The organism is Staphylococcus sp. Marseille-Q5304 (genome assembly GCF_943737015.1).
Classification (GTDB): Bacteria; Bacillota; Bacilli; order Staphylococcales; family Staphylococcaceae; genus Staphylococcus; species Staphylococcus hsinchuensis.
Genome location: NZ_CALSFP010000001.1, coordinates 1,582,541 through 1,606,025, shown reverse-complemented (window position 1 = coordinate 1,606,025; position 23,485 = coordinate 1,582,541). Strand labels below are relative to the sequence as shown.

Sequence of the window (23,485 nt, the reverse complement as noted above, 5' to 3'; positions counted from 1 at the left end):
GTAACGAGATGAGAAACTTAAAAAAGATAGTTGTTAAGACTAAAAACCCGCTCTGGCATATGTACCAATATGTTAACGGGTTAAAAGTTTTTAAAAATACATTTATTGTCGAGTTATGTAGATATTTACCCGATGTACGAATAAAGCATTGGTTATATCGCCACGTTTTAAACATGAAGGTAGGTCAACATTCAGCCTTTGCATATAAAGTTGTACCTGATATACTAAATCCCAGTCTCATACACGTTGGAGAAAATTGTGTTATAGGTTATAATACAACAATATTAACGCATGAATTTTTAGTGGATGAATATCGCACAGGTGAAGTGTATATTGGTGACAATACTTTAATCGGTGCCAATGTGACGATATTGCCTGGTGTTACAATAGGTTCTAATGTGAAAGTAGGCGCCGGCACAGTTGTTTCAAAGAGTATTCCTGATTCAGCATTTGCATATGGCAATCCCATGCAAATTAAGTAATAGAGGAGGTGAGCATGGATGGCACGCAATAACAATATTATACCTATGACGTTAGACAGTCAGTTTTATAAAAAAATGGGTGAACAAAAGTTTTCGCAACAAAACTATAAAAAAGCAGCTGAGTATTATGCCAAAGTGCTTGATATGTCACCTCAAGATTTTGATATTAAAGTTAAATATGCTGAGTCTCTGACCCACATAGGCATGAGTAACCAAGCTGAGCATTTATTCTATGAAAATATCGCGGCTGGAACGATGATTCCTGAAAGTTATTACCAATTAAGTCAGTTAAATATTACGCTTAATGATCCGAATAAATCTTTTTTATTTGGTATGAATTACGTCATATTGACGGATGATGAAGATTATAAAACTGAACTTGAAGAGATGTTTGAGGTCTCATATTCATCTAACAACGATATTAAAATAGAAAGTCAGTTATTTGTCGCGCAGGTTATCTTCCAATTTTTATTTTCACAAGGGCGTTTGGAAGAAGCGCAAAATTATATTTTACGCCAAGATGCTTCAATACAAGATCATCGTATCGTACGTAACTTATTGGCGATGTGTTATTTATATTTAAATGATTTTGATAGTGCGAAAGTCATGTTCGAAAGGTTATTATCCGAAGACAGTACAGATGTCTATGCATTGTGTCATTATACTTTATTACTTTATAACACGAATGATACTGAAAAATATGAGCGTTATTTAAAAATTTTAAACAAAGTGATGCCGATGAATGACGATGAATCGTTTAAATTAGGTATTGTACTTTGTTATTTGAAACAATACGAAGCTTCTCAAAAGATACTGCAACCGCTTTATAAAAAAGGCAAGTTCCTTTCATTACAAATGTATAATGCATTGAGCTTTAATCATTATCATTTAAACCATATAGAAGAAAGTAAATTCTTCTGGAACAAATTACAAGAAATTGCTAAAGTTAATGTCGGTTATGCACCTTGGGTGATTGATGAAAGTAAAGCTATTTTTGAGAGTAGAATTTTACCTTTATTGCACAGTGACGATAGCCATTACAGATTGTATGGTATATTTCTATTAAACCAATTAAAAGGTAAAGAAGTGTTTATGACCGAAGATATCTGGTCGGTATTGGAAACGATGAATGATTATGAAAAGCTTTATTTAACTTATTTGATTCAAGATTTAAAGTTAAATAAGCTAGATTTTATCCACCGAGGAATGGTCAAACTTTATGAGGTTGATTCATTAACGCATGATTCGTTATTATTTGTCACGTGGATTGATCAAGCAAAAGCAGTGATTGCAGAGAAGCTGGATTTGAGCTCTGTAGATGCTTATGTTGCTGCGTTCGTATATAATTATTATCGCAATAATGAGCACAAAGTGACGAAGCGACAAGTTGAAGAATGGTTTGATATTTCACAATACCGTTTGAATAAAATGATAGATGTATTGTTGAGCATATAGGTTTATAATGTGTTGATTATCATATATAATTCGCATATTGATTTAGAAAACAGGAGGCTATTAAAATGACTGAACAAGTGGATTTTGATGTGGCTATTATTGGTGCTGGACCTGCTGGTATGACGGCAGCAGTTTATGCATCACGTGCAAATTTAAGTACAGTTATGATCGAACGTGGTATGCCAGGCGGACAAATGGCCAATACCGAAGAGGTTGAAAACTTTCCTGGCTTTGAAATGATAACAGGACCTGACCTTTCAACTAAGATGTTTGAACATGCTAAAAAGTTCGGTGCAAAGTATCAATACGGAGATATCAAGTCTATCGAAGATAAAGTTGATTACAAAGTCATTGATTTAGGGAACAACGAAATTACTGCACGTGCAGTAATTATTTCAACTGGTGCTGAATATAAAAAAATCGGTGTACCTGGTGAAGAAGAACTTGGTGGCCGTGGCGTAAGTTATTGTGCAGTGTGCGATGGTGCATTCTTTAAAGGGAAAAAGCTATTCGTCATTGGCGGCGGTGATTCTGCTGTCGAAGAAGGTACTTTCTTAACGAAATTCGCAGATAGCGTAACAATTGTTCACCGTAGAGATGAATTACGTGCCCAAAGCATTTTACAAGAAAGAGCGTTTAAAAATGACAAGATTGATTTTATTTGGAGCCACACATTGAAAACAATCAATGAAAAAGATGGTAAAGTAGGCTCAGTAACGCTTGAATCAACGAAAGATGGTTCAGAACAACAATTAGATGCTGACGGTGTTTTCGTCTACATTGGAATGAAACCATTAACAGCGCCATTTACAGATTTAGGCATCACAAATGACGTTGGGTATATCGAAACACATGATGATATGAGCACGAAAGTGCCTGGTATTTATGCTGCAGGAGATGTGCGCGACAAAGGGTTACGTCAAATTGTAACAGCTACGGGCGACGGTAGTATTGCAGCGCAAAGTGCAATTGCATATATCGAACAGTTGAAAGAAAAATTAGAAGTATAAAGTAAATTTAAGCATCTCTTATTTTAAGTACAGATTATGATAAATTGCTTATATTAGCTTGTTTATAAGATCATTAGTGAAAAGGCTAGTTCATTCATCTATGAAGTGACTAGTCTTTTTATTTTGATGTTACGACTACTATAGTCACAGATTTTAATGTAAAATATAATATGATAGCATGTATCATGTACAAATATATTAACGACTTAGACTTTCAATAGAGCACGAGACGATTTGTTCTAGTTAAAAATAACTATGGATGGTGTGGAAAAATGCAACGAGAAGAAAAAGAAATAGTAAAAAGCGAATTATTGGTTGTTACTGGATTATCAGGAGCAGGAAAATCAGTAGTCATTCAAAGTTTAGAAGACATTGGTTATTTTTGCGTAGATAATTTACCTCCAATCTTATTGGGAAAATTTGTAGATTTAATGGATCAAGGTAATCCATCTTTACAAAAGGTAGCGATTGCTATTGATTTACGTGGTAAGGAATTATTTGAAGCGTTAATTCAAGAAATTGATCAAATTAAGAGTAATACAGACGTTATTGTAGACATTATGTTTCTTGAAGCTACAAATAATAAGCTTATTTCTCGTTATAAGGAAACACGAAGAGCACATCCATTAACTTATAATGGTCAACGTTCATTAATTGATGCAATTGAAGAAGAGCGCAGTTTATTGAGTGAAATTAAAAGTCTTGCGAATTACACAATAGATACTTCACATATGAAACCTAAAGCGCTACGTAATCAGATACGTGACTATTTTAACGATAGTGATTTCCAAACATTTAATATCAATGTCATCAGTTTCGGTTTTAAACATGGCATTCAAATAGATGCAGACTTGGTATTCGACGTAAGATTTTTACCAAATCCGCACTACGTTGATGAATTAAGGCCATTAACTGGTGAAGACGAAGCGGTATACAAATATGTGATGAAATGGAAAGAAACGAATATATTTTATGAAAAGTTAATGGACTTGTTGAAATTTATGGTTCCGGGTTATAAGAAGGAAGGTAAATCACAACTTGTCATAGCAATTGGATGTACAGGTGGACAACATAGATCAGTTGCCTTAGCGAAACGCATTGGGGCAGAACTACAAGAGAGCTTTGATTATAATGTTTATGTTCATCATCGTGATGCACATATAGAAAGTGGCGTGAAATAATACTATGAGAAGAATCAAACTTGTCCTCATCGGTGGAGGTACAGGTTTATCCGTTTTAGCAAGAGGTTTAAAGGATTATCAAATTGATATTACGACGATTGTAACTGTTTCAGACGATGGTGGTAGTACAGGTAAGATAAGAAATGAAATGGATATACCAGCACCAGGGGATATACGAAATGTAATTTCTGCATTAAGTGAAACTGAATCGACATTGGAACAATTATTCCAATATCGCTTTAAAGAAAATCAAATTGAAGGGCATTCATTAGGAAATTTATTAATTGCGGCTCTGACAAATATTACTGATGACTTTGGTCATGCGGTGAAAGAGCTAAGCGAAATACTTAACATTAAAGGACGCGTCATACCATCTACAAACGCGAGTGTACGTTTAAATGCTGTCATGGAAGATGGTGAGGTCGTTTATGGAGAGTCTGAAATTCCTAAACGAAATAAACGTATAAAAAATGTCTTTTTAGAACCCGAAGATGTTGAACCTATGGAAGAAGCCGTACAGGCTTTAGAAAATGCCGACCTCATAGTTATGGGGCCAGGCTCATTATATACAAGTGTGATTTCAAATCTTTGTGTCAAAGGTATTTCAGAAGCATTATTAAAATGTGATGCCCCTAAATTGTATGTGTCTAATGTTATGACACAACCAGGTGAAACAAATGGCTATACTGTATTAGATCACGTCAACGCAATTCATAATCAAATTGGTGAAAAATGTATTGATTATGCACTTTGTGGTTCACAAACATATAATAACGATGTACTTGAACGTTATAAAAAAGATAATGCTGCACCTGTTAAAAACGATTCAGAAGCTATGAAACGACTTGGTATTAAGGTTTTTACACATCCAGATTTAATTGAAATTTCATCGGAAAATTATGTAAGACATAATACCGAAGTGTTGGCGAAGATGATTTATGAAATTGCGTTAAGAGAAACATCAACAATCCAATTCAAGAGAAATACAGATGAATAAATCTAAGCACTCAGCTTAGTAAAGAAGGGCCTGATGATACGATGAGCTTTGCGTCTGATATGAAAAATGAGCTGACGAGAATCGAAGTAGATGAAATCAATGCTAAAGCAGAGCTCAGTGCACTTATCCGAATGAATGGTGCACTCAGTTTATCCAACCAACAATTTATCATTAATGTTCAAACTGAAAATGCCACGACAGCACGTAGAATTTATTCATTAATTAAAAAGGTATTTAAAGTTGAAGTTGAACTACTTGTAAGAAAGAAAATGAAATTAAAAAAGAACAATATTTATATCTGTCGCATAAAAGCTCGCGCACGTGAAATACTAAATGATTTAGGCATTTTAAAGAATGGTATATTCACGCATGAGATTGATGAAGCGATGATTCAAGATGATGAAATGAGACGAAGTTATCTACGAGGTGCTTTTTTAGCAGGTGGTTCAGTCAACAACCCTGAAACATCTTCGTATCATTTAGAGATTTTCTCATTATATGAAGATCATTCAGAAGGTTTAACGCAATTGATGAATAGTTATGGATTGAATGCTAAACATTTAGAACGTAAGAAGGGCAGTATTGCCTATTTAAAAGAAGCTGAAAAAATTTCTGATTTCTTAAGTTTAATCGGTGGTTATCAAGCGTTATTGAAATTTGAAGACGTGCGTATTGTTCGTGATATGAGAAATTCAGTTAATCGTTTAGTTAATTGCGAAACTGCAAACTTAAACAAAACAGTAAGTGCTGCTATGAAACAAGTTGAAAGCATTTTACTGATTGATCAAGAAATTGGTTTAGATAACTTACCTGATAGATTGAGAGAAATTGCGAAGTTAAGAGTTGAACATCAAGACGTTTCATTAAAAGAGTTAGGTGAAATGATGTCTACCGGAAAGATTTCGAAATCTGGGGTAAACCATCGTTTAAGAAAGTTAAACGAAATGGCAGATAAACTCCGCAGTGGTGAAACTATTGAATTATAAGTTTGACAATAATGTAATAATTGTGAAAGAGTAAAGACGGTACGTTGAGTTAAAACGTACCGTCTTTTTTTACATATTTATTCCCAAGATGAAAGGATCATGATGAATGCTTATTTTACTATTAGTTGTATTAATTGTTTCATTAATTGAAGCACTGTATGTAATGAAAAAATGTGTTGACCTCAAAAAGCAAAATGCGCCAGACAGTGAATATAAAAAATTAATCAACAACATATCACCGGTTTTCACCATTACAACTGCTATTTCAATCATCATATTAATCATTTCTTATTTTGTGATTTAGTCATAAAGTCAAATTATCATAAAAAACCCCCCTCGAAGGGAATCGAACCCCTATTCTAAGAACCGGAATCTTATGTGTTATCCATTACACTACGAGGGGATAAAAGGACATTAGTAATAGTGTACAAATGATCATTTTGTCGGTCAATGGAAATATAAAAAACTTTTAAATCTGGGAGTTATATTTTTTGACCATATTTGACTTTTAGGTTAAAATGTATTTATCAGTTAGAATTAAGGAGGCAGTAATAATGAATTTAATACCTACAGTAATTGAAACAACAAACCGTGGGGAACGTGCTTATGATATTTACTCACGTTTATTAAAAGACCGTATCATCATGTTAGGTTCACAAATTGATGATAACGTAGCAAACTCAATTGTATCACAATTATTATTCTTACAAGCTCAAGATGCTGAAAAAGATATTTATCTTTATATAAATTCACCAGGTGGTAGCGTAACTGCTGGTTTCGCTATTTACGATACAATCCAACACATCAAACCAGATGTACAAACAATTTGTATCGGCATGGCAGCGTCTATGGGATCATTCCTACTTTCAGCAGGTGCGAAAGGTAAACGTTTTGCATTACCAAATGCTGAAGTAATGATTCACCAACCATTAGGTGGCGCACAAGGACAAGCAACAGAAATCGAAATTGCTGCTAACCACATCTTAAAAACACGTGCTAAATTAAACAAAATTTTAGCAGAACGTACAGGTCAATCAATAGAAAAAATTGAAAAAGATACAGACCGTGACAACTTCTTATCTGCTGAAGAAGCAAAAGAATACGGCTTAGTAGACCATGTTATGGAACCTGAAGCATAATTTGTGAAATAAAAAGCCTGAGACATACATTGTCTCAGGTTTTTTATATTGTCGTTTTATTTACTTTTACTATTGGAAAATTTATTATCGTAAATTAACTTTCCTCCAAAGGCTACGATGATTAATCCAACTATAATGAAGATTATAGAAACAATGCTCATCGCAATCGTTTTATCAAAAGACAATATACCATTTGCAAGTAGTAACAAGCCTACAATTAATAATAATATGTGCGTGAGTGCATCATATTTCATCATTTAGCACCTCTTTTGTCTAGTTATTTTAATATTGATTCTAACGCTGATTTTAAGTTTGAATATTTAAATTCGAAATTGATCGCTTGAAGTTTGTTAGGGATTACTTTTTGAGTATCTAATACGACTGTCGACATTTCACCGAGTAGTAATCTAAGAAATGGTGCGGGCACCCAAGTATAATGTGGACGCTCTGTCACACGTGCAATCGTATAGCCGAACATATTTTGACGTTCGATGATAGGCGCTGTGAAATTAAATACACCCTGAGCTTTATCGGAATTAATTGTGAAAAGAATAGCTCGAACTACATCATCAATGTGAATCCATGAGTACCATTGCCTACCTGAACCAACCTTACCACCGACATTTAATTCATAAGGTAGTTTCATTAATGGTAATGCACCGTCTTGATTTGAGAGTACCATACCAAATCGTCCAATGATGACGCGTGTACCTAAAGTCTCAAACTGTCGAGCTTTACGTTCCCATTGATAGACCACTTCAGATAAGAAATCAAAAGGTAACGTTTGATCTAGTTCAGTATAGGTACGATATAAATCAGGCGGGTAATACCCGACAGCACTCGCATTAAAGAACACTGACGGCTTATGTGTGCGGTCTTTAAATAAGTCGTATAAAGCTTGTGTAGCTTTCAGTCGACTTAACATAATTTCTTGTTTATACGATTGTGTCCATCGTTGATTTAAACTAGCACCTGCGAGATTGATTACAAAGTCGATGTCACTTGGAACTTGTGATTCCCAATTTGGCTGTGACCAATTGATATATGTTATTTGTGATTGTGACGTTTGAATATTCTGTCTCGTTAATACAGTGATATGGGCTTCACTATGGACAATGGCATTGATTAACTCTGAACCGATCATACCAGTGCCGCCTGTAATTAAATAATTTTTCAAATAGATCACCTCTTCGCTATGTATTCTATTATACGAATGTTAGTGAGTAGCTACAATTTATTTAATACGCAAATGACATATAGTGTTCAAAAATTAGTCATCAATATGTCATTAAGTTGCGTTGAAATCTATTTTATTTGAGGTTATATAGATTTATAATTAAAGTACCTTCGATAGAAATTAATCATCTCTTAATTATTTCAGTATACCCATAATATACTTACGAAGGTAAATATCTAACTCCCTTTAGTAATGAGCCTGAGACGTTACAACGTTTCAGGCTTTTGTAAGTTACAAATGAAAGTTGAGTAAGTAAGGGGTATTGCTGAAGGTGGTTACGAAGAGTTAGATGTTACTTCAAAAAATAGTGTATTTTTTGCATAGTCGTCCATTTCTCTTTATACTAACGTTAGTTATAGATTAGTGAATAAAGATCTGAGATATAACTAAAGCAGTAATTATAAGTGTAACTATTATTAATAATAAAATAACTATTTGTTTCTTCGATTTTGGTTGAGATTCATAATCATCGTTTTCCGACATCATACGTCGTAATCCTTTTTGCTTGTGATTATCTGTTTCATTGAAGATATCATGCGGATTGTAGTTATTATTAGTCATTAAAAGGGTCACTTCCTGTAATAGTTAATAAAGTGTAAAATGTGTTTATTTTAAGAAATAATACTGTTCAGGGTTTGAGTACTTCTGAAACAGTTAAAAGGGAAGTAGCTATTTTATTAGCGACATACTCATGGTAACATGTTAATGGCTAAAAAATAATAGATTAAAAGTTGTTGCAGTTTAAAAAAATTCGTGTAGAATATATTTTTGTTATTTTGAAACAATGTCACTTGAGAAATAAATTTATTGAAATGAAGTGAGGGGAGCATATGTCGAACCGAAATGGTGGAATGAGTTCTTTTGCTAAAATTGTTAGTGGCGTTATCGTTTTATTATTGATCAGTGGTTTAGTGTTTGCAGTATTTGCATTCGTTGATCATTCTAATAAGGCTAAAGAACGCTTAAACGAACAAAAGCAAGAAGAGAACAAAGATAAAGATAAGAAAAAAGACGATAAAAAGGATGAGGATAAAGACAAAGATAAAGACAAAGATAAAGACAAAAAAGATAATGACTCATCTAAACAAACACAACAAACACAACAGAAACAACAACCAAGTAAAACAGTAGAAAAATCAACAGAGCAGAAACCAACAAAAGAACAAACTTCTGAAAAACGTAGTACTCAAGAGCCATCAACACGTGAAAAACGTACGACAGAAGAAAAATCAACACAAGAAAAATCAACACAAGAGCGTACACAAGAAAAATCCACTGAAGAAAAAACACAAGAAAAACGCACTTCAGAAAAACCATCTACACAACAAAAATCAACAGAGCAACGTTCTACAACAGAGCGCTCAACGCAGGAACCTTCAACAAAAGAAAAAACAGCTGAAGATGACTCAAAACAACAATCATCCCAAGAAGGCAATAGTGCGAAACAACAAGCTTCGACAGAGGAAAAAAAAACTAAACAATCAACTAGTCAGTCTTCTTCGCAACAACCAAGATCATCTGAACAGTCATCAAGTAAACAACAATCAAGCAAACAACAATCTAACCAAAATAGTGGCCAAAGCTCATCACAAAATAGTGATGAGCCATCATCAAGTAGTGATTCTAGCTCAAATAGTAGTTCACAATCCTCTGAACAAAGTGACGAGGACTAAAAAATAACTGGCAGTCAGAATGTAAATCATCCTGACGTGCCAGTTTTTTAATACGTTAAAATGGGAGATTGAATAAAAAGTTTAATAAAATAGTGAGTAATATTGAAAGTATAATACTAGTTAAACAACCGCCAAAACATCCAAATGGACCGCAACCCATTATTCTAAAACCAGTGCCATTCATTTCGCTAAATTGCTCTGACGTATGTCTCTCATCTTCAAAGTGATCTGATCCTTTATAAGATGGATCATTAGGATCTATTACAGTAGGTTCATCTTTTTTAGTCATAGTCTATCCTCCTTCTAATTACAAGGCGTTTGAGTTTATGTTTTATAGATTTTGTAATCGTTAATTTTTTATTTTAATATAAAAATTAATACGACTAAGTTTTAAAATTTCTTATATATAATCTTTTCCTCTAAATCAGGCTTTAAACATCTATGATTAAATTTCAAATTAAAGGGTAATGTATGAAATATAGTTACAAAGTAAACTGAGTATGTATTGGTAAAAAAATTGTAGCAAGTTTTTCTCTTGCATTTCTATAACGATAGTAGTAGGATTGCAACTGTAGAGGTTATATTTTTTTGTCCCACCAGGGACAATATTAGTCAATCCGTGGTTGAAACTTGACCCTTTATTTACACAAGGAGGAGGATAGTAGTGAAAGACTTGATAAAAATTCAACAGAATCTAGTTCCAGAACTCGTTGAAAAAATGTATCGACGTTTTTCAATTCTCACTACTATCTCAAAATATCAACCAGTGGGGAGACGAAGTTTAAGTGAGTATATGGATTTAACTGAGCGTGTGTTACGTTCTGAAACAGATGTGTTAAAGGAACAATCACTCATAAAGGTTAAACCAACTGGTATGGAAATCACAGATAAAGGTGAATCCACTATTCGACAATTGCAAAGTTACTTTAATAGTTATTCTGATGAACATCATCTCGCTCAATCAATTAAAGAGCAATTTAACATTCAAGATGTATTTATTGTGCCAGGTGATTCTGATTCTGATAAAACAGTTAAAGTTGAACTATCGACGCAAGGTGGACAGCTCGTTGAAGAGGTGTTACACGAAGATGCAGTTGTTGCAGTGACTGGTGGCTCAACAATGGCATATTTAAGCGATGCTATGCATCGGCAACCCTATAGTGTATTTTTCGTCCCAGCACGTGGTGGTCTTGGCGAGAATGTGATTTACCAAGCAAATACAATTGCCGCAAGTATGGCACAACAAACAGGTGGCGATTATACAACATTATACGTTCCGGATAATGTAAATGAATCAACTTATAATACGTTAATGTTGGAACCTTCTGTGATTCAAACGCTCAGTAAGATTAAAGAATCCGATATTACAGTTCATGGAATTGGTGATGCGCTGAAGATGGCACGTAGACGTCAATCGTCAATCGAAGTCATCGAAAAACTTCAACATCATAAAGCTTCAGGCGAAGCATTCGGATATTATTTTGATGATCAAGGAAATATTGTTCATAAAGCAAGAACAATTGGACTTCAATTAGAAGACCTTGAATCAAAGAAGTTTATTTTTGCCGTTGCAGGGGGTAAGTCAAAAGGAGAAGCAATAAAAGCTTATCTTTCAATAGCTCCTAAAAATACAGTGTTAATCACTGATGAAGGTGCGGCAAATATTATCGTAAATCATAGTAATAAAAAGTGATTTCACTTTTTAAATATCATTATAAAGGAGGCCATTATCTATGGCAGTAAAAGTAGCAATTAATGGTTTTGGTAGAATCGGTCGTTTAGCATTCAGAAGAATTCAAAAAGTTGACGGCATCGACGTAGTAGCAGTTAACGATTTAACTGACGACGAAATGTTAGCGCATCTATTAAAATATGACACTATGCAAGGACGCTTCACAGGAGAAGTTGAAGTAGAATCAGATGGTTTCCGCGTAAATGGTTCAGAAATCAAATCATTCTCAGAACCAGATCCAAGCAAATTACCTTGGAAAGACTTAGACATCGATGTAGTACTTGAATGTACTGGTTTATTCACTGAAAAAGAAAAAGCAGAAGCTCACATCGAAGCAGGTGCTAAAAAAGTATTAATCTCAGCACCAGCTAAAGGTGACTTAAAAACAATCGTATATAACACAAACCATGACCAATTAGACGGTTCAGAAACAGTTGTTTCAGGTGCTTCATGTACAACTAATTCATTAGCTCCAGTAGCTAAAGTATTAAATGATGACTTTGGTTTAGTTGAAGGCTTCATGACAACAATCCACGCATACACTGGTGACCAAAGTACACAAGATTCACCTCACCGTAAAGGCGACAAACGTCGTGCGCGTGCTGCAGCAGAAAACATCATCCCTAACTCAACAGGTGCTGCTAAAGCAATCGGCTTAGTAATCCCTGAAATCGATGGTAAATTAGATGGCGGTGCGCAACGTGTACCTGTTGCAACTGGTTCATTAACTGAATTAACTGTTGTATTAGAAAAAGACGTTACAATCGAAGACGTAAACAAAGCAATGAAAAACGCTTCAACTGAATCATTCGGTTACACTGAAGACGAAATCGTTTCATCAGATGTAATTGGTATGACTTACGGTTCATTATTTGACGCTACTCAAACACGTGTTATGACAGTTGGAGATCGCCAATTAGTTAAAGTTGCAGCTTGGTATGACAACGAAATGTCATATACTTCACAATTAGTACGTACTTTAGATCACTTAGCATCACAATCTAAATAAGATTGAATTAAAATATTAATTTAACAAGCTCATTGTGCTGTGTTAAATTTAACTAAAAGCTTAGGAGTAAGCGGGGAGCACAAACGCTTCTCCGCTTATTTTACTTTATTGTTCCATTAAGAGGAGGAAATTTAGATGGCTAAAAAAATTGTATCTGACATAGAAGTTAAAGGTAAAACTGTTCTTGTTCGTGCGGATTTCAATGTTCCAATGAAAGACGGAGAAATCACTGATGATAACCGTATCGTTCAAGCTTTGCCTACAATTAAACATTTAATTGAAAATGGCGGGAAAGTCGTTTTATTCTCACATTTAGGTAAAGTTAAAGAAGAAAGCGATAAAGAATCATTAACATTAAAACCTGTAGCTCAAGAACTTACTGACAAATTAGGTCAAGAGGTTAAATTTGTTCCTGAAACACGTGGCGAACAACTTGAGCAAGCAGTAAAGGAATTAAATGAAGGTGACGTGTTATTAGTAGAAAATACACGTTTTGAAGACCTAGATGGTAAAAAAGAATCTAAAAATGATCCTGAACTAGGTAAATACTGGGCGTCTCTTGGAGATGTATTTGTAAATGACGCATTCGGAACAGCTCACCGTGAACATGCTTCAAACGTAGGTATCGCATCTAATTTAGAAACAGTAGCTGGATTCTTAATGGAAAAAGAAATTAAGTATATCGGCGGTGTTGTTGAGAATCCTGAAAAACCAGTAGTAGCTATACTTGGTGGAGCTAAGGTTTCAGACAAAATCGGCGTAATTACTAACTTATTAAAAATTGCGGATAAAGTATTAATTGGTGGAGGCATGTCATACACATTCTTTAAAGCGCAAGGTAAAGAAATTGGCCAATCACTATTAGAAGAAGATAAAATTGATTTCGCAAAAGAATTACTAGATCAACATGGCGATCAAATCGTATTACCAGTTGATTGTAAAGTAGCGAAAGAATTTTCAAATGATGCTGAAATCACTGAAGTATCTGTAGATGAAATCCCAGAAGACCAAGAAGCGATGGACGTTGGTCCGAAGACAGTTGAACTATTCAAAGAACAACTTCAAGGTGCTCACACAGTAGTCTGGAATGGACCTATGGGTGTATTCGAATTCAGCAACTTTGCAAAAGGAACAATTGGTGTTTGTGAAGCCATCGCTGAATTAAAAGACGCTAACACAATTATCGGTGGCGGCGATTCTGCAGCAGCAGCAATCTCTCTAGGGTATGCTGATGACTTTAGCCACATTTCAACTGGTGGCGGTGCTTCATTAGAATATCTAGAAGGTAAAACATTACCAGGCGTACAAGCTATTTCAGATAAATAATTTACACACGAACGTATATTAAAAATGATATGTATCATTCGTTTATGAATATATAAAACTAATAAATAGGAGTGTAATATAATGAGAAAACCAATTATTGCAGGTAACTGGAAAATGAATAAAACAGTTCAAGAAGCGAAAGATTTTATTAATGAATTACCAGTATTACCAGATACTAAAGAAGTAGAATCAGTAATTTGTGCACCAACTATTCAATTAGATGCACTTGTTACTTTAGTAAATGACGGTAAAGCTGAAGGCCTACAAATAGGTGCTCAAAATGCATTTTATGAAGATAATGGTGCATTTACTGGTGAAACATCTCCAGTTGCATTAGCAGATTTAGGTGTTAAATATGTAGTTATTGGACACTCTGAACGTCGTGATATTTTCCACGAAACAGATGAAGAAATTAACAAGAAAGCACACGCTGTATTCAACCATGACATGACACCTATTATTTGTGTAGGTGAAACAGACGAAGAACGCGAAAGTGGTAAAGCTAACGAAGTTGTTGGCAATCAAGTTAAGAAAGCTGTTGAAGGTTTATCAGAAGAACAACTAAAACAAGTTGTCATCGCGTATGAACCTGTTTGGGCTATCGGTACTGGTAAATCATCTAACGCACAAGATGCAAACGAAATGTGCGGACATGTAAGACAAACAATTGCTGATTTAGCAAATGATGATGTGGCTCAAGCTACACGTATTCAATATGGTGGTAGTGTTAAACCTCATAACATCAATGAATACATGGCTCAATCAGACATTGACGGCGCACTTGTTGGTGGCGCATCACTTAAAGTAGATGATTTCGTTCAATTGTTAGAAGGTGCTAAGTAATATGGCAAAACAACCTACTGCTTTAATCATTTTAGATGGTTTCGCAAATAGAGACAGTGAACATGGTAACGCTGTGAAACAAGCGAACAAACCTAACTTTGATCGTTATTATAGTAAATATCCAACAACTCAAATCGAAGCAAGCGGCTTAGATGTTGGACTTCCAGAAGGCCAAATGGGTAACTCTGAAGTAGGTCATATGAACATCGGTGCAGGGCGTGTTGTTTATCAAAGTCTTACACGTATCAATAAAGCGATTGAAGATGAAGGTTTCTACGATAACGAAGTGTTGAATAAAGCGATGGATCACGTTAAAGATAACGATTCAGCTTTACATGTATTCGGTTTATTATCAGATGGCGGAGTACACAGTCATTATGAACACTTATTTGCTATTTTAAAATTAGCTAAAAAACAAGGCATCGACAAAGTTTATGTGCATGCATTCTTAGATGGCCGTGATGTTGATCAAAAATCAGCATTGAAATACGTAGAAAAAACAGAAGAGAAATTTAAAGAAATTGGCGTAGGTCAATTTGCCTCTGTTTCAGGTCGTTATTATGCAATGGATCGTGACAAACGTTGGGATCGTGAAGAAAAAGCATACAACGCGATTCGTAATTTCGGTGGAGAAACATTTGAATCTGCTAAAGCCGGAATCGAAGCTAGTTACGACAAAGATGTTACTGACGAATTCGTTGAACCATTTATCGTAGAAGGTCAAAATAATGGTGTGAATGATGGTGATTCAGTCATCTTCTATAACTTCCGTCCTGACCGCGCGGCACAACTTTCAGAGATCTTCACAGATAAAGCATTTGATGGATTTAAAGTAGAACGCGTAAATGACTTATTCTATACAACATTTACAAAGTATAACGATAACATCGATGCTGAAGTTGTCTTTGAAAAAGTTGACTTAAAAAATACAATCGGTGAAGTAGCACAAAATGAAGGTTTAAAACAATTACGTATTGCAGAAACAGAAAAATTCCCTCATGTGACTTACTTTATGAGTGGTGGACGTAACGACGAATTCGAAGGAGAACGTCGCCGTTTAATTGATTCACCGAAAGTTGCTACGTATGATCTTAAACCAGAAATGAGTGCTTACGAAGTGAAAGACGCACTATTAGAAGAATTAGACAAAGGTGACTTAGATTTAATCTTATTAAACTTTGCTAATCCAGATATGGTAGGTCATAGTGGTAAATTAGAACCAACGGTAAAAGCAATTGAAGCCGTTGATGAATGTCTAGGCGAAGTCGTGGATAAAATCATCGACATGGGCGGTCATGCAGTAATTACAGCTGATCATGGTAACTCAGACATGGTATTAACAGATGATGATGAGCCAATGACAACGCACACTACAAATCCTGTTCCAGTTATCGTTACTAAAGAAGGCGTAACGTTACGTGAAACAGGTCGTCTTGGTGATTTAGCACCAACATTATTAGACTTATTAAACGTTAATCAACCTGATGATATGACAGGTGAATCATTAATTAATGATTAATAACTTTCTTTAAAACAAAGCAATGGAGGGCTTATATAAAAGCTTTTCATTGCTACAAAACATAAGTGAAATATTTTGTATTTATAGTTGTAAAGGCTATAATGAAAATGAAATTTCATATTTCTAAACTACTCATTTAAAAAGGAGATTTTAAACATGCCAATTATTACAGATGTTTACGCACGCGAAGTCTTAGACTCTCGTGGTAACCCAACAGTTGAAGTAGAAGTATTAACAGAAAGTGGCGCATTTGGTCGTGCATTAGTACCATCAGGTGCCTCAACTGGTGAACACGAAGCCGTTGAATTACGTGATGGTGATAAGTCACGTTATTTAGGTAAAGGTGTTACTAAAGCAGTTGACAATGTTAACGAAATCATCGCACCAGAAATTGTTGAAGGTGAATTTTCAGTATTAGAACAAGTATCAATCGATAAAATGATGATTCAATTAGACGGTACTGAAAACAAAGGTAAATTAGGTGCAAATGCAATCCTTGGTGTGTCAATCGCAGTAGCTCGCGCAGCAGCTGACTTATTAGGCCAACCACTTTACAAATATTTAGGTGGATTCAATGGTACTGAACTTCCAGTTCCAATGATGAACATTGTAAATGGTGGTTCACACTCAGATGCTCCAATTGCATTCCAAGAATTTATGATCTTACCAGTAGGTGCTGAATCATTCAGTGAATCATTACGTTGGGGAGCAGAAATCTTCCACAACTTAAAATCAATCCTTAAAAATCGTGGTTTAGAAACAGCAGTAGGTGACGAAGGTGGTTTCGCACCTAAATTTGAAGGTACAGAAGATGCTGTTGAAACAATTTTAGAAGCAATTAAAGCTGTAGGATTAGAACCAGGTAAAGATGTATTCTTAGGATTTGACTGTGCTTCTTCAGAATTCTTCGAAGACGGCGTTTATAACTACGCTAAATTCGAAGGAGACAATGGTTCTAAATTAACTGCGGAACAACAAGTCGACTACTTAGAAGAACTTGTAAACAAATACCCAATCATTTCAATTGAAGACGGTATGGATGAAAACGACTGGGACGGTTGGAAAGTATTAACTGACCGTATCGGTGACCGTGTACAATTAGTAGGTGACGACCTATTCGTAACAAACACTGCCATCTTATCTAAAGGTATTGAAAATGGCATCGGTAATTCAATCTTAATCAAAGTTAACCAAATCGGTACACTTACAGAAACATTTGAAGCTATTGAAATGGCTAAAAAAGCTGGCTACACTGCAGTTGTATCACACCGTTCAGGTGAAACAGAAGATACTACAATTGCTGATATCGCAGTTGCCACAAACGCTGGCCAAATCAAAACAGGTTCATTATCAAGAACAGATCGTATTGCTAAATACAATCAATTATTACGTATTGAAGATGAATTATACGAAACAGGTAAATTTGAAGGATTAAAATCATTCTACAATTTATCTAAATAATAACAACTTAAATCATGAGTTCACGCTAACATTTAAGTGTTAATGTAACGTCAGCCAATGTCTTTCGATGTTGGCTGGCTTTTTATTTTAAAAGTATCTTTAAGTTCAACACTGAATGATCAACCTTAATTGTTCATATTTCCTATTGGAACTGATATAATTAGAATTGTAATTTATAGAAGGGATTTTTTACTTATATGGACGAACAGACTAAGTCAAGAGTTACGAAAACGGCGCATTTGTTAGCATATACTTCACTTGCGATTGCAATATTATATGCGATTCATGTATTTGTAGTAATAGACGATCATGTCGTTAAACAAATGTTATCTAATAGTGGACAGAAACCTACTGACAACGCTATTGGCCTCATAAGAAATAACTTACAATTCACAGGTGTGATGTACGTACTTGCGAATTTAGCCGGCATTATTGCTATATGGAATAAACATACTTACTTATGGTGGTTCATGTTTGCAGTATTTGTCGCACAAGTCTTGTATAACTTAGTAAATATTAGTTCTTTATTTGTTGCGATTAGTGACGTTAAGTCGCCACTGAATATCTTGCCATTGAGCATCGCTTTATTATTATCGATAATTATGGCAATTTATATGTTAATTGTTTCAATTAAAAGAAAAAGTACATTTAATAAGTAGTAATTTGCTAAATGTAATTCACGTATGGTATAATGCCACTCGTATATAATGAATGGAGGACAATTTTTATGCATACATTAATCATCATACTTTTAATATTAGATTGTATTGCATTAGTAACTGTTGTATTACTCCAAGAAGGTAAAAGTAATGGATTATCAGGCGCGATAAGTGGTGGTGCCGAGCAGTTATTTGGTAAACAAAAACAACGTGGCATCGATTTATTTTTGCATAGATTGACGATCGTTTTAGCAGTTATATTCTTCTTGTTAATGGTAGGCATAAGTTATTTTGGTTTATAAGGTCCGACGATTCGAAAGTCGGGCTTTTTTATTTGTGAGTTTAGCAAAAGATAGTTTTCCATTTATCATAAAAGTACAGTTGTTGTAAGGCGAAAGGATTGAATAACGATGCAAATTAAATTACCAAAACCATTCTTTTTTGAAGAAGGACCACGAGCTGTGTTATTGTTACATGGTTTTACTGGGAATTCTTCAGATGTCAGACAGTTAGGAAGATATCTCCAGAAAAAAGGCTATACTTCTTACGCTCCACATTATGAAGGGCATGCGGAACCACCTGAAGAAATTTTAAAATCAAGTCCACATGTATGGTATAAAGATGCACTTGATGGGTATGATTTTCTCGTAGAACAAGGTTATGAAGAAATTGTCGTGGCCGGATTATCATTAGGTGGATGTTATGCATTAAAATTAAGCTTAAATAGAGATGTAAAGGGTATTGTAACCATGTGTTCTCCTATGTATATCAAAACAGAAGGAGCAATGTTTGTAGGTGTACTAGACTACGCGTGTAACTTTAAGAAATACGAAGGAAAAGATGAGTCTACAATTGAGCAAGAAATGGCTGCCTTTAAACCTACTTCTACATTACATGAGTTGCAAAGCCAAATTAAAGATATTAGATCCCAAGTAGATGAAGTTATGGATCCACTATTAGTTGTCCAAGGGGAATTGGATAATATGATTAATCCTGATTCAGCAAACATTATATACAACGAAAGTGATTCAGATATTAAAGATATAAAATGGTATGCAAACTCTGGTCATGTTATTACAATTGATAAAGAAAAAGAAACTGTATTTGAAGATGTATACCAATTTTTAGAATCGTTAGATTGGTCCAAATAATAAAGTAGATAGAAAATAAGAAAGGAGGGGACAAAATGAATTTAAAACAATCCATAGAAGAAATTATTAAACAACCTGATTATGAACCGATGTCAGTGTCAGACTTTCAAGATGCGCTCGGTTTAAGTAGTGCTGATTCATTTAGAGAATTAATTAAAATATTAGTAGAATTAGAACAAACTGGTTTGATTGAACGTACAAAAACAGATAGATATCAACGCAAAGAAACTAAATCATCAAAGCAATCTAAATTAATTAAAGGTAAATTAAGCCAAAACAAAAAAGGCTTTGCATTTTTACGTCCAGAAGAAGATGATATGGAAGATATTTTCATTCCACCTACTAAAATAAACAGAGCAATGGACGGGGACACTGTTCTTGTTGAATTACAAAAATCTAAAGGTGAACATAAAGGTAAAGTTGAAGGTGAAGTCAAATCCATCGAAACTCATTCTGTGACACAGGTTGTAGGAACTTATAGCGAGGCGCGTCATTTCGGCTTCGTTCTGCCGGATGATAAACGTATCATGCAAGATATTTTTGTTCCTAAAGGTCAAAACTTAGGTGCAGTAGATGGACATAAAGTATTAGTTCAAATAACGAAATATGCGGACGGTACTGATAATCCAGAAGGTCATGTGTCAGCAATACTTGGTCATAAAAATGATCCAGGTGTAGATATTTTATCTATTATTTATCAACATGGCATAGAAATTGACTTCCCAGATAAAGTACTGGAAGATGCTCAAGCAGTACCTGAAGAAATTAAACCAGAACAAATTGAAGGACGCACAGATTTACGTGATGAACTAACAATTACGATTGATGGTGCAGATGCTAAAGACTTAGATGATGCGATTAGTGTGAAGAAACTAGATAATGGTAATACGCAATTAACAGTAAGCATCGCGGATGTAAGCTATTATGTGACTGAAGATTCACCACTAGATCAAGAAGCGTATGAACGTGCCACGAGTGTGTATTTAGTTGATCGCGTTATACCTATGATACCGCATCGTTTAAGTAACGGTATTTGTTCACTAAATCCGAAGGTCGACCGTTTAACATTAAGTTGTCAAATGGAAATTAACCAGCGTGGTGACGTTATAAATCATAGCATCTTTGATAGTGTCATTCATTCTAATCATCGAATGACTTATGATGAAGTAAACGAAATCATCACTGATCAAAATGAAGCAACACGACAAAAGTATCCAGACGTTACACCTATGCTAGATTTAGCACAAGATTTATCAAATCGTTTAATTGCGATGAGAAGACATCGTGGTGAAATTGACTTTGATATTAGTGAAGCTAAAGTATTAGTAAACGATGAAGGTATTCCAACGGATGTCGAATTAAGACAGCGTGGCGAAGGTGAACGTCTAATTGAATCATTCATGCTTGCAGCCAACGAAACAATCGCTGAACACTTTGACAACTTACAAGTACCATTTATTTACCGTGTTCACGAACAACCTAAATCAGAAAGATTACGTCAATTCTTCGACTTTATTACGAACTTTGGTTTAATGATCAAAGGTACAGGTGAAGACATTCATCCATCGACATTACAGAAAATTCAACAAGAAGTTGAAGGTCAACCAGAACAAATGGTGATTTCTACTATGATGCTTCGTTCAATGCAACAAGCACGTTATGACGATGTAAACTTAGGTCATTTCGGTTTATCAGCTGAGTTCTACACTCATTTCACATCACCTATCCGTAGATATCCTGACTTAATCGTACACAGATTAATCCGTAAATATATCATTGAGCAATCCATGGATAATGAAACCCTTAATAAATGGGAAGAAATGTTACCTGAAATTGCAGATCATACTTCTACAAGAGAACGTAGAGCGATTGATGCAGAAAGAGATACGGATGAACTGAAAAAAGCAGAATACATGGTACAACATATCGGTGAAGAATACGAAGGTATTATCAGCTCAGTGGCAAACTTCGGTATGTTCGTTGAATTACCAAATACAATTGAAGGTATGGTTCATGTATCAAACTTAACTGACGATTATTACCACTTTGATGAACGTCAAATGGCAATGATTGGTGAAAGACAAGCTAAAGTATTCCGTATTGGGGATCCAGTAAAAATTAAAGTCGTTAATGTAGACGTAGATGAGCGTATGATTGATTTCCAAATTGTAGGTATGCCATTACCGAAAAATGATCGTGGCAGTCAAAGACCTGCAAGAGGAAAAACAATTCAAACTAAAACAAGAGGCAACGCTTTAGATAAGTCTAAAGACGATCGAAAAGGTAAAAAGAAATCAAAACAACGTAAGGGTAAAAACCAACGTAATAAAGATAAAAAAGGTAATACCAACCATAAACCATTTTATAAAGATAAAAAGGTTAAAAAGAAAGCACGTAAAAAGAAAAAATAACTCAACAAAGAGGTGAAACTCAATGCCGAAAAAGAAGAAAAAATCACCAGGAACATTAGCTGAAAATCGTAAAGCAAGACATGATTTCAACATAGAAGATACGATTGAAGCGGGCATTGCGTTGAAAGGAACTGAAATTAAGTCAATTCGTCGTGGTAGCGCAAATTTAAAGGATAGTTACGCACAAGTATCAAAAGGTGAAATCTTCCTTCAAAATATGCACATTGCGCCGTACGAAGAAGGTAACCAGTTCAACCATGATCCACGTCGTTCAAGAAAACTATTACTTCATAAAAAAGAAATATTAAAACTTGGCGACCGTACGAGAGAAATTGGTTATTCTATTGTTCCTTTAAAACTATATTTAAAGCATGGTAACTGCAAAGTATTACTTGGCGTTGCAAGAGGTAAGAAGAAATACGATAAACGTCAAGCATTGAAAGAAAAAGCAGTCAAACGCGATGTGGACAGAGAGATGAAAGCCCGTTATTAAGCGAAAGATATTGCCAAAGATATTAATCTTTGGTAATATTGAATATGCTTTCTAAAAAATGTCAGTTAATATAAGCATTTTTTCTAAGAGAATGCTTGTTAATTTTTATTAAGGGGACGTTCTTGGATTCGACAGGGGTCCCCCGAGCTGATTAAGCGTGTCGGAGGGTTGTCTCCGTATCAACACACACAGTTAAAATTAACTGACAAATCAAACGATAATTTAGCAGTAGCTGCGTAATAGCCACTGCATCGCCTAACTGCATCTCCTATGTGCAGTTAACGCGATTCAACCTTAGTAGGATACGCTAAACACTGCCGTTTGAAGTCTGTTTAGAAGAGAACTAATCAAACTAGCATAGTGTTGGTTGTCTGTCTCCTATCACTATGTGAAACTTACAGATAGACTACACACGTAGAAAGATCTGTATCAGGACCTCTGGACGCGGGTTCAAATCCCGCCGTCTCCACTATTGAGCCTACAACCCGCATGGTTGTGGGCTTTTTCATTTTTGTTGCCACAGTTTTGCCCTAATATTGCCACAGAGCCTATAAAAAAAGCCATCATCCAAACATGAATAATGGCTACAACTATTTAGCAATTTCTTATATGTAAAGGGGCAATTTAATTTAAAAATCATTACTTTTTATCTTTTTACCCATATAAACAGTAAACTTATAATGAGTAATATATCTATTATTTTCATCAAGAATGAACCAAA

The 23,485-nt window shown here is 34.9% G+C and carries 23 protein-coding genes, 1 tRNA gene and 1 other RNA gene; 20 read left to right on the top strand and 5 right to left on the bottom strand.

Annotated features, from left to right (window positions below):
* The first annotated feature begins 8 nt into the window (after positions 1-8).
* From NGI30_RS07985 to whiA, 6 genes are all read left to right on the top strand, one after another.
* A complete protein-coding gene (locus NGI30_RS07985; RefSeq protein ID WP_251519221.1) occupies positions 9-482 on the top strand; it encodes an acyltransferase in 474 nt (157 codons plus the stop codon).
* Positions 483-500: 18 nt separating this feature from the next.
* A complete protein-coding gene (locus NGI30_RS07980; protein WP_251943270.1) occupies positions 501-1,937 on the top strand; it encodes a tetratricopeptide repeat protein in 1,437 nt (478 codons plus the stop codon).
* A 65-nt stretch (positions 1,938-2,002) separates the two neighbouring features.
* Complete coding sequence (trxB, locus tag NGI30_RS07975) at positions 2,003-2,947, top strand: thioredoxin-disulfide reductase (RefSeq protein ID WP_251519225.1); 945 nt, start codon at positions 2,003-2,005, stop codon at positions 2,945-2,947.
* Between the two features lie 272 nt (positions 2,948-3,219).
* The gene (rapZ, locus tag NGI30_RS07970) at positions 3,220-4,128 is read left to right on the top strand and encodes an RNase adapter RapZ (protein WP_251519226.1); all 909 of its coding nucleotides are present in this window, start codon (positions 3,220-3,222) and stop codon (positions 4,126-4,128) included.
* Between the two features lie 4 nt (positions 4,129-4,132).
* The gene (gene mgfK, locus NGI30_RS07965) at positions 4,133-5,125 is read left to right on the top strand and encodes a gluconeogenesis morphogenetic factor MgfK (protein WP_251943268.1); all 993 of its coding nucleotides are present in this window, start codon (positions 4,133-4,135) and stop codon (positions 5,123-5,125) included.
* Between the two features lie 41 nt (positions 5,126-5,166).
* On the top strand, positions 5,167-6,111 hold the full coding sequence (whiA, locus tag NGI30_RS07960) for a DNA-binding protein WhiA (protein ID WP_251943266.1): 945 nt from the start codon (positions 5,167-5,169) through the stop codon (positions 6,109-6,111).
* A gap of 331 nt (positions 6,112-6,442) precedes the next feature.
* Here whiA and NGI30_RS07955 read toward each other — a convergent pair.
* A tRNA-Arg gene (locus NGI30_RS07955) sits at positions 6,443-6,514 on the bottom strand.
* Positions 6,515-6,665: 151 nt separating this feature from the next.
* Here NGI30_RS07955 and clpP point away from each other — a divergent pair.
* The gene (gene clpP / locus NGI30_RS07950; RefSeq protein WP_251519229.1) at positions 6,666-7,250 is read left to right on the top strand and encodes an ATP-dependent Clp endopeptidase proteolytic subunit ClpP; all 585 of its coding nucleotides are present in this window, start codon (positions 6,666-6,668) and stop codon (positions 7,248-7,250) included.
* A 56-nt stretch (positions 7,251-7,306) separates the two neighbouring features.
* On the opposite strand, the gene NGI30_RS07945 is transcribed toward clpP, so the two are convergent.
* From NGI30_RS07945 to NGI30_RS07935, 3 genes are all read right to left on the bottom strand, one after another.
* On the bottom strand, positions 7,307-7,507 hold the full coding sequence (locus NGI30_RS07945) for a hypothetical protein (protein WP_251519230.1): 201 nt from the start codon (positions 7,505-7,507) through the stop codon (positions 7,307-7,309).
* A 20-nt stretch (positions 7,508-7,527) separates the two neighbouring features.
* Positions 7,528-8,427 (bottom strand): TIGR01777 family oxidoreductase, encoded by a 900-nt coding sequence (locus tag NGI30_RS07940; protein WP_251519231.1) that lies wholly within the window; start codon positions 8,425-8,427, stop codon positions 7,528-7,530.
* A gap of 420 nt (positions 8,428-8,847) precedes the next feature.
* A complete protein-coding gene (locus NGI30_RS07935) occupies positions 8,848-9,048 on the bottom strand; it encodes a hypothetical protein (protein WP_251519232.1) in 201 nt (66 codons plus the stop codon).
* 269 nt (positions 9,049-9,317) lie between these two features.
* Here NGI30_RS07935 and NGI30_RS07930 point away from each other — a divergent pair, with 269 nt between their 5' ends.
* Positions 9,318-10,160 (top strand): DUF4887 domain-containing protein, encoded by an 843-nt coding sequence (locus NGI30_RS07930; RefSeq protein WP_251943263.1) that lies wholly within the window; start codon positions 9,318-9,320, stop codon positions 10,158-10,160.
* A 55-nt stretch (positions 10,161-10,215) separates the two neighbouring features.
* Here NGI30_RS07930 and NGI30_RS07925 read toward each other — a convergent pair whose 3' ends face one another.
* Positions 10,216-10,449: a hypothetical protein gene (locus NGI30_RS07925; protein ID WP_251519234.1), complete on the bottom strand. Its 234-nt coding sequence runs from the start codon at positions 10,447-10,449 to the stop codon at positions 10,216-10,218.
* A 375-nt stretch (positions 10,450-10,824) separates the two neighbouring features.
* Here NGI30_RS07925 and NGI30_RS07920 point away from each other — a divergent pair, with 375 nt between their 5' ends.
* From NGI30_RS07920 to ssrA, 12 genes are all read left to right on the top strand, one after another.
* Complete coding sequence (locus NGI30_RS07920; protein ID WP_251519235.1) at positions 10,825-11,853, top strand: sugar-binding transcriptional regulator; 1,029 nt, start codon at positions 10,825-10,827, stop codon at positions 11,851-11,853.
* A gap of 40 nt (positions 11,854-11,893) precedes the next feature.
* Positions 11,894-12,901: a type I glyceraldehyde-3-phosphate dehydrogenase gene (gap, locus tag NGI30_RS07915; protein WP_251519236.1), complete on the top strand. Its 1,008-nt coding sequence runs from the start codon at positions 11,894-11,896 to the stop codon at positions 12,899-12,901.
* Between the two features lie 135 nt (positions 12,902-13,036).
* Positions 13,037-14,227 (top strand): phosphoglycerate kinase, encoded by a 1,191-nt coding sequence (locus NGI30_RS07910; protein WP_251519237.1) that lies wholly within the window; start codon positions 13,037-13,039, stop codon positions 14,225-14,227.
* A gap of 81 nt (positions 14,228-14,308) precedes the next feature.
* Positions 14,309-15,070, top strand: coding sequence for a triose-phosphate isomerase (gene tpiA, locus NGI30_RS07905; RefSeq protein WP_251519238.1), 762 nt, complete (start codon positions 14,309-14,311; stop codon positions 15,068-15,070).
* 1 nt (position 15,071) lies between these two features.
* Positions 15,072-16,589, top strand: a complete 1,518-nt coding sequence (gene gpmI / locus NGI30_RS07900; RefSeq protein ID WP_251943261.1) for a 2,3-bisphosphoglycerate-independent phosphoglycerate mutase — start codon at positions 15,072-15,074, stop codon at positions 16,587-16,589.
* 156 nt (positions 16,590-16,745) lie between these two features.
* Positions 16,746-18,050, top strand: coding sequence for a surface-displayed alpha-enolase (eno, locus tag NGI30_RS07895; RefSeq protein WP_251519240.1), 1,305 nt, complete (start codon positions 16,746-16,748; stop codon positions 18,048-18,050).
* A 197-nt stretch (positions 18,051-18,247) separates the two neighbouring features.
* Positions 18,248-18,709 (top strand): hypothetical protein, encoded by a 462-nt coding sequence (locus NGI30_RS07890; RefSeq protein WP_251519241.1) that lies wholly within the window; start codon positions 18,248-18,250, stop codon positions 18,707-18,709.
* A gap of 68 nt (positions 18,710-18,777) precedes the next feature.
* On the top strand, positions 18,778-19,011 hold the full coding sequence (gene secG / locus NGI30_RS07885) for a preprotein translocase subunit SecG (protein ID WP_251519242.1): 234 nt from the start codon (positions 18,778-18,780) through the stop codon (positions 19,009-19,011).
* A gap of 108 nt (positions 19,012-19,119) precedes the next feature.
* Positions 19,120-19,860 carry an alpha/beta hydrolase gene (locus NGI30_RS07880; protein ID WP_251943259.1) on the top strand — a complete coding sequence of 247 codons (741 nt, stop codon included), beginning with the start codon at positions 19,120-19,122 and terminating at the stop codon, positions 19,858-19,860.
* 35 nt (positions 19,861-19,895) lie between these two features.
* Positions 19,896-22,271, top strand: a complete 2,376-nt coding sequence (gene rnr / locus NGI30_RS07875) for a ribonuclease R (RefSeq protein WP_251943257.1) — start codon at positions 19,896-19,898, stop codon at positions 22,269-22,271.
* Positions 22,272-22,293: 22 nt separating this feature from the next.
* Positions 22,294-22,764 (top strand): SsrA-binding protein SmpB, encoded by a 471-nt coding sequence (gene smpB, locus NGI30_RS07870; protein ID WP_251519245.1) that lies wholly within the window; start codon positions 22,294-22,296, stop codon positions 22,762-22,764.
* Between the two features lie 112 nt (positions 22,765-22,876).
* Positions 22,877-23,236, top strand: a transfer-messenger RNA (tmRNA) gene (gene ssrA / locus NGI30_RS07865).
* Positions 23,237-23,485: the final 249 nt, after the last annotated feature.

Coding starts and splice junctions, on each gene's coding strand:
- NGI30_RS07880 (WP_251943259.1), top strand. CDS start 19,120: ATGCAAATTAAATTACCAAAACCATTCTTTTTTGAAGAAGGACCACGA.
- eno (WP_251519240.1), top strand. CDS start 16,746: ATGCCAATTATTACAGATGTTTACGCACGCGAAGTCTTAGACTCTCGT.
- NGI30_RS07980 (WP_251943270.1), top strand. CDS start 501: ATGGCACGCAATAACAATATTATACCTATGACGTTAGACAGTCAGTTT.
- clpP (WP_251519229.1), top strand. CDS start 6,666: ATGAATTTAATACCTACAGTAATTGAAACAACAAACCGTGGGGAACGT.
- whiA (WP_251943266.1), top strand. CDS start 5,167: ATGAGCTTTGCGTCTGATATGAAAAATGAGCTGACGAGAATCGAAGTA.
- NGI30_RS07890 (WP_251519241.1), top strand. CDS start 18,248: ATGGACGAACAGACTAAGTCAAGAGTTACGAAAACGGCGCATTTGTTA.
- NGI30_RS07985 (WP_251519221.1), top strand. CDS start 9: ATGAGAAACTTAAAAAAGATAGTTGTTAAGACTAAAAACCCGCTCTGG.
- secG (WP_251519242.1), top strand. CDS start 18,778: ATGCATACATTAATCATCATACTTTTAATATTAGATTGTATTGCATTA.
- NGI30_RS07935 (WP_251519232.1), bottom strand. CDS start 9,048: ATGACTAATAATAACTACAATCCGCATGATATCTTCAATGAAACAGAT.
- trxB (WP_251519225.1), top strand. CDS start 2,003: ATGACTGAACAAGTGGATTTTGATGTGGCTATTATTGGTGCTGGACCT.
- rnr (WP_251943257.1), top strand. CDS start 19,896: ATGAATTTAAAACAATCCATAGAAGAAATTATTAAACAACCTGATTAT.
- NGI30_RS07930 (WP_251943263.1), top strand. CDS start 9,318: ATGTCGAACCGAAATGGTGGAATGAGTTCTTTTGCTAAAATTGTTAGT.
- NGI30_RS07945 (WP_251519230.1), bottom strand. CDS start 7,507: ATGATGAAATATGATGCACTCACGCACATATTATTATTAATTGTAGGC.
- mgfK (WP_251943268.1), top strand. CDS start 4,133: ATGAGAAGAATCAAACTTGTCCTCATCGGTGGAGGTACAGGTTTATCC.
- gpmI (WP_251943261.1), top strand. CDS start 15,072: ATGGCAAAACAACCTACTGCTTTAATCATTTTAGATGGTTTCGCAAAT.
- gap (WP_251519236.1), top strand. CDS start 11,894: ATGGCAGTAAAAGTAGCAATTAATGGTTTTGGTAGAATCGGTCGTTTA.
- rapZ (WP_251519226.1), top strand. CDS start 3,220: ATGCAACGAGAAGAAAAAGAAATAGTAAAAAGCGAATTATTGGTTGTT.
- smpB (WP_251519245.1), top strand. CDS start 22,294: ATGCCGAAAAAGAAGAAAAAATCACCAGGAACATTAGCTGAAAATCGT.
- NGI30_RS07925 (WP_251519234.1), bottom strand. CDS start 10,449: ATGACTAAAAAAGATGAACCTACTGTAATAGATCCTAATGATCCATCT.
- NGI30_RS07910 (WP_251519237.1), top strand. CDS start 13,037: ATGGCTAAAAAAATTGTATCTGACATAGAAGTTAAAGGTAAAACTGTT.
- tpiA (WP_251519238.1), top strand. CDS start 14,309: ATGAGAAAACCAATTATTGCAGGTAACTGGAAAATGAATAAAACAGTT.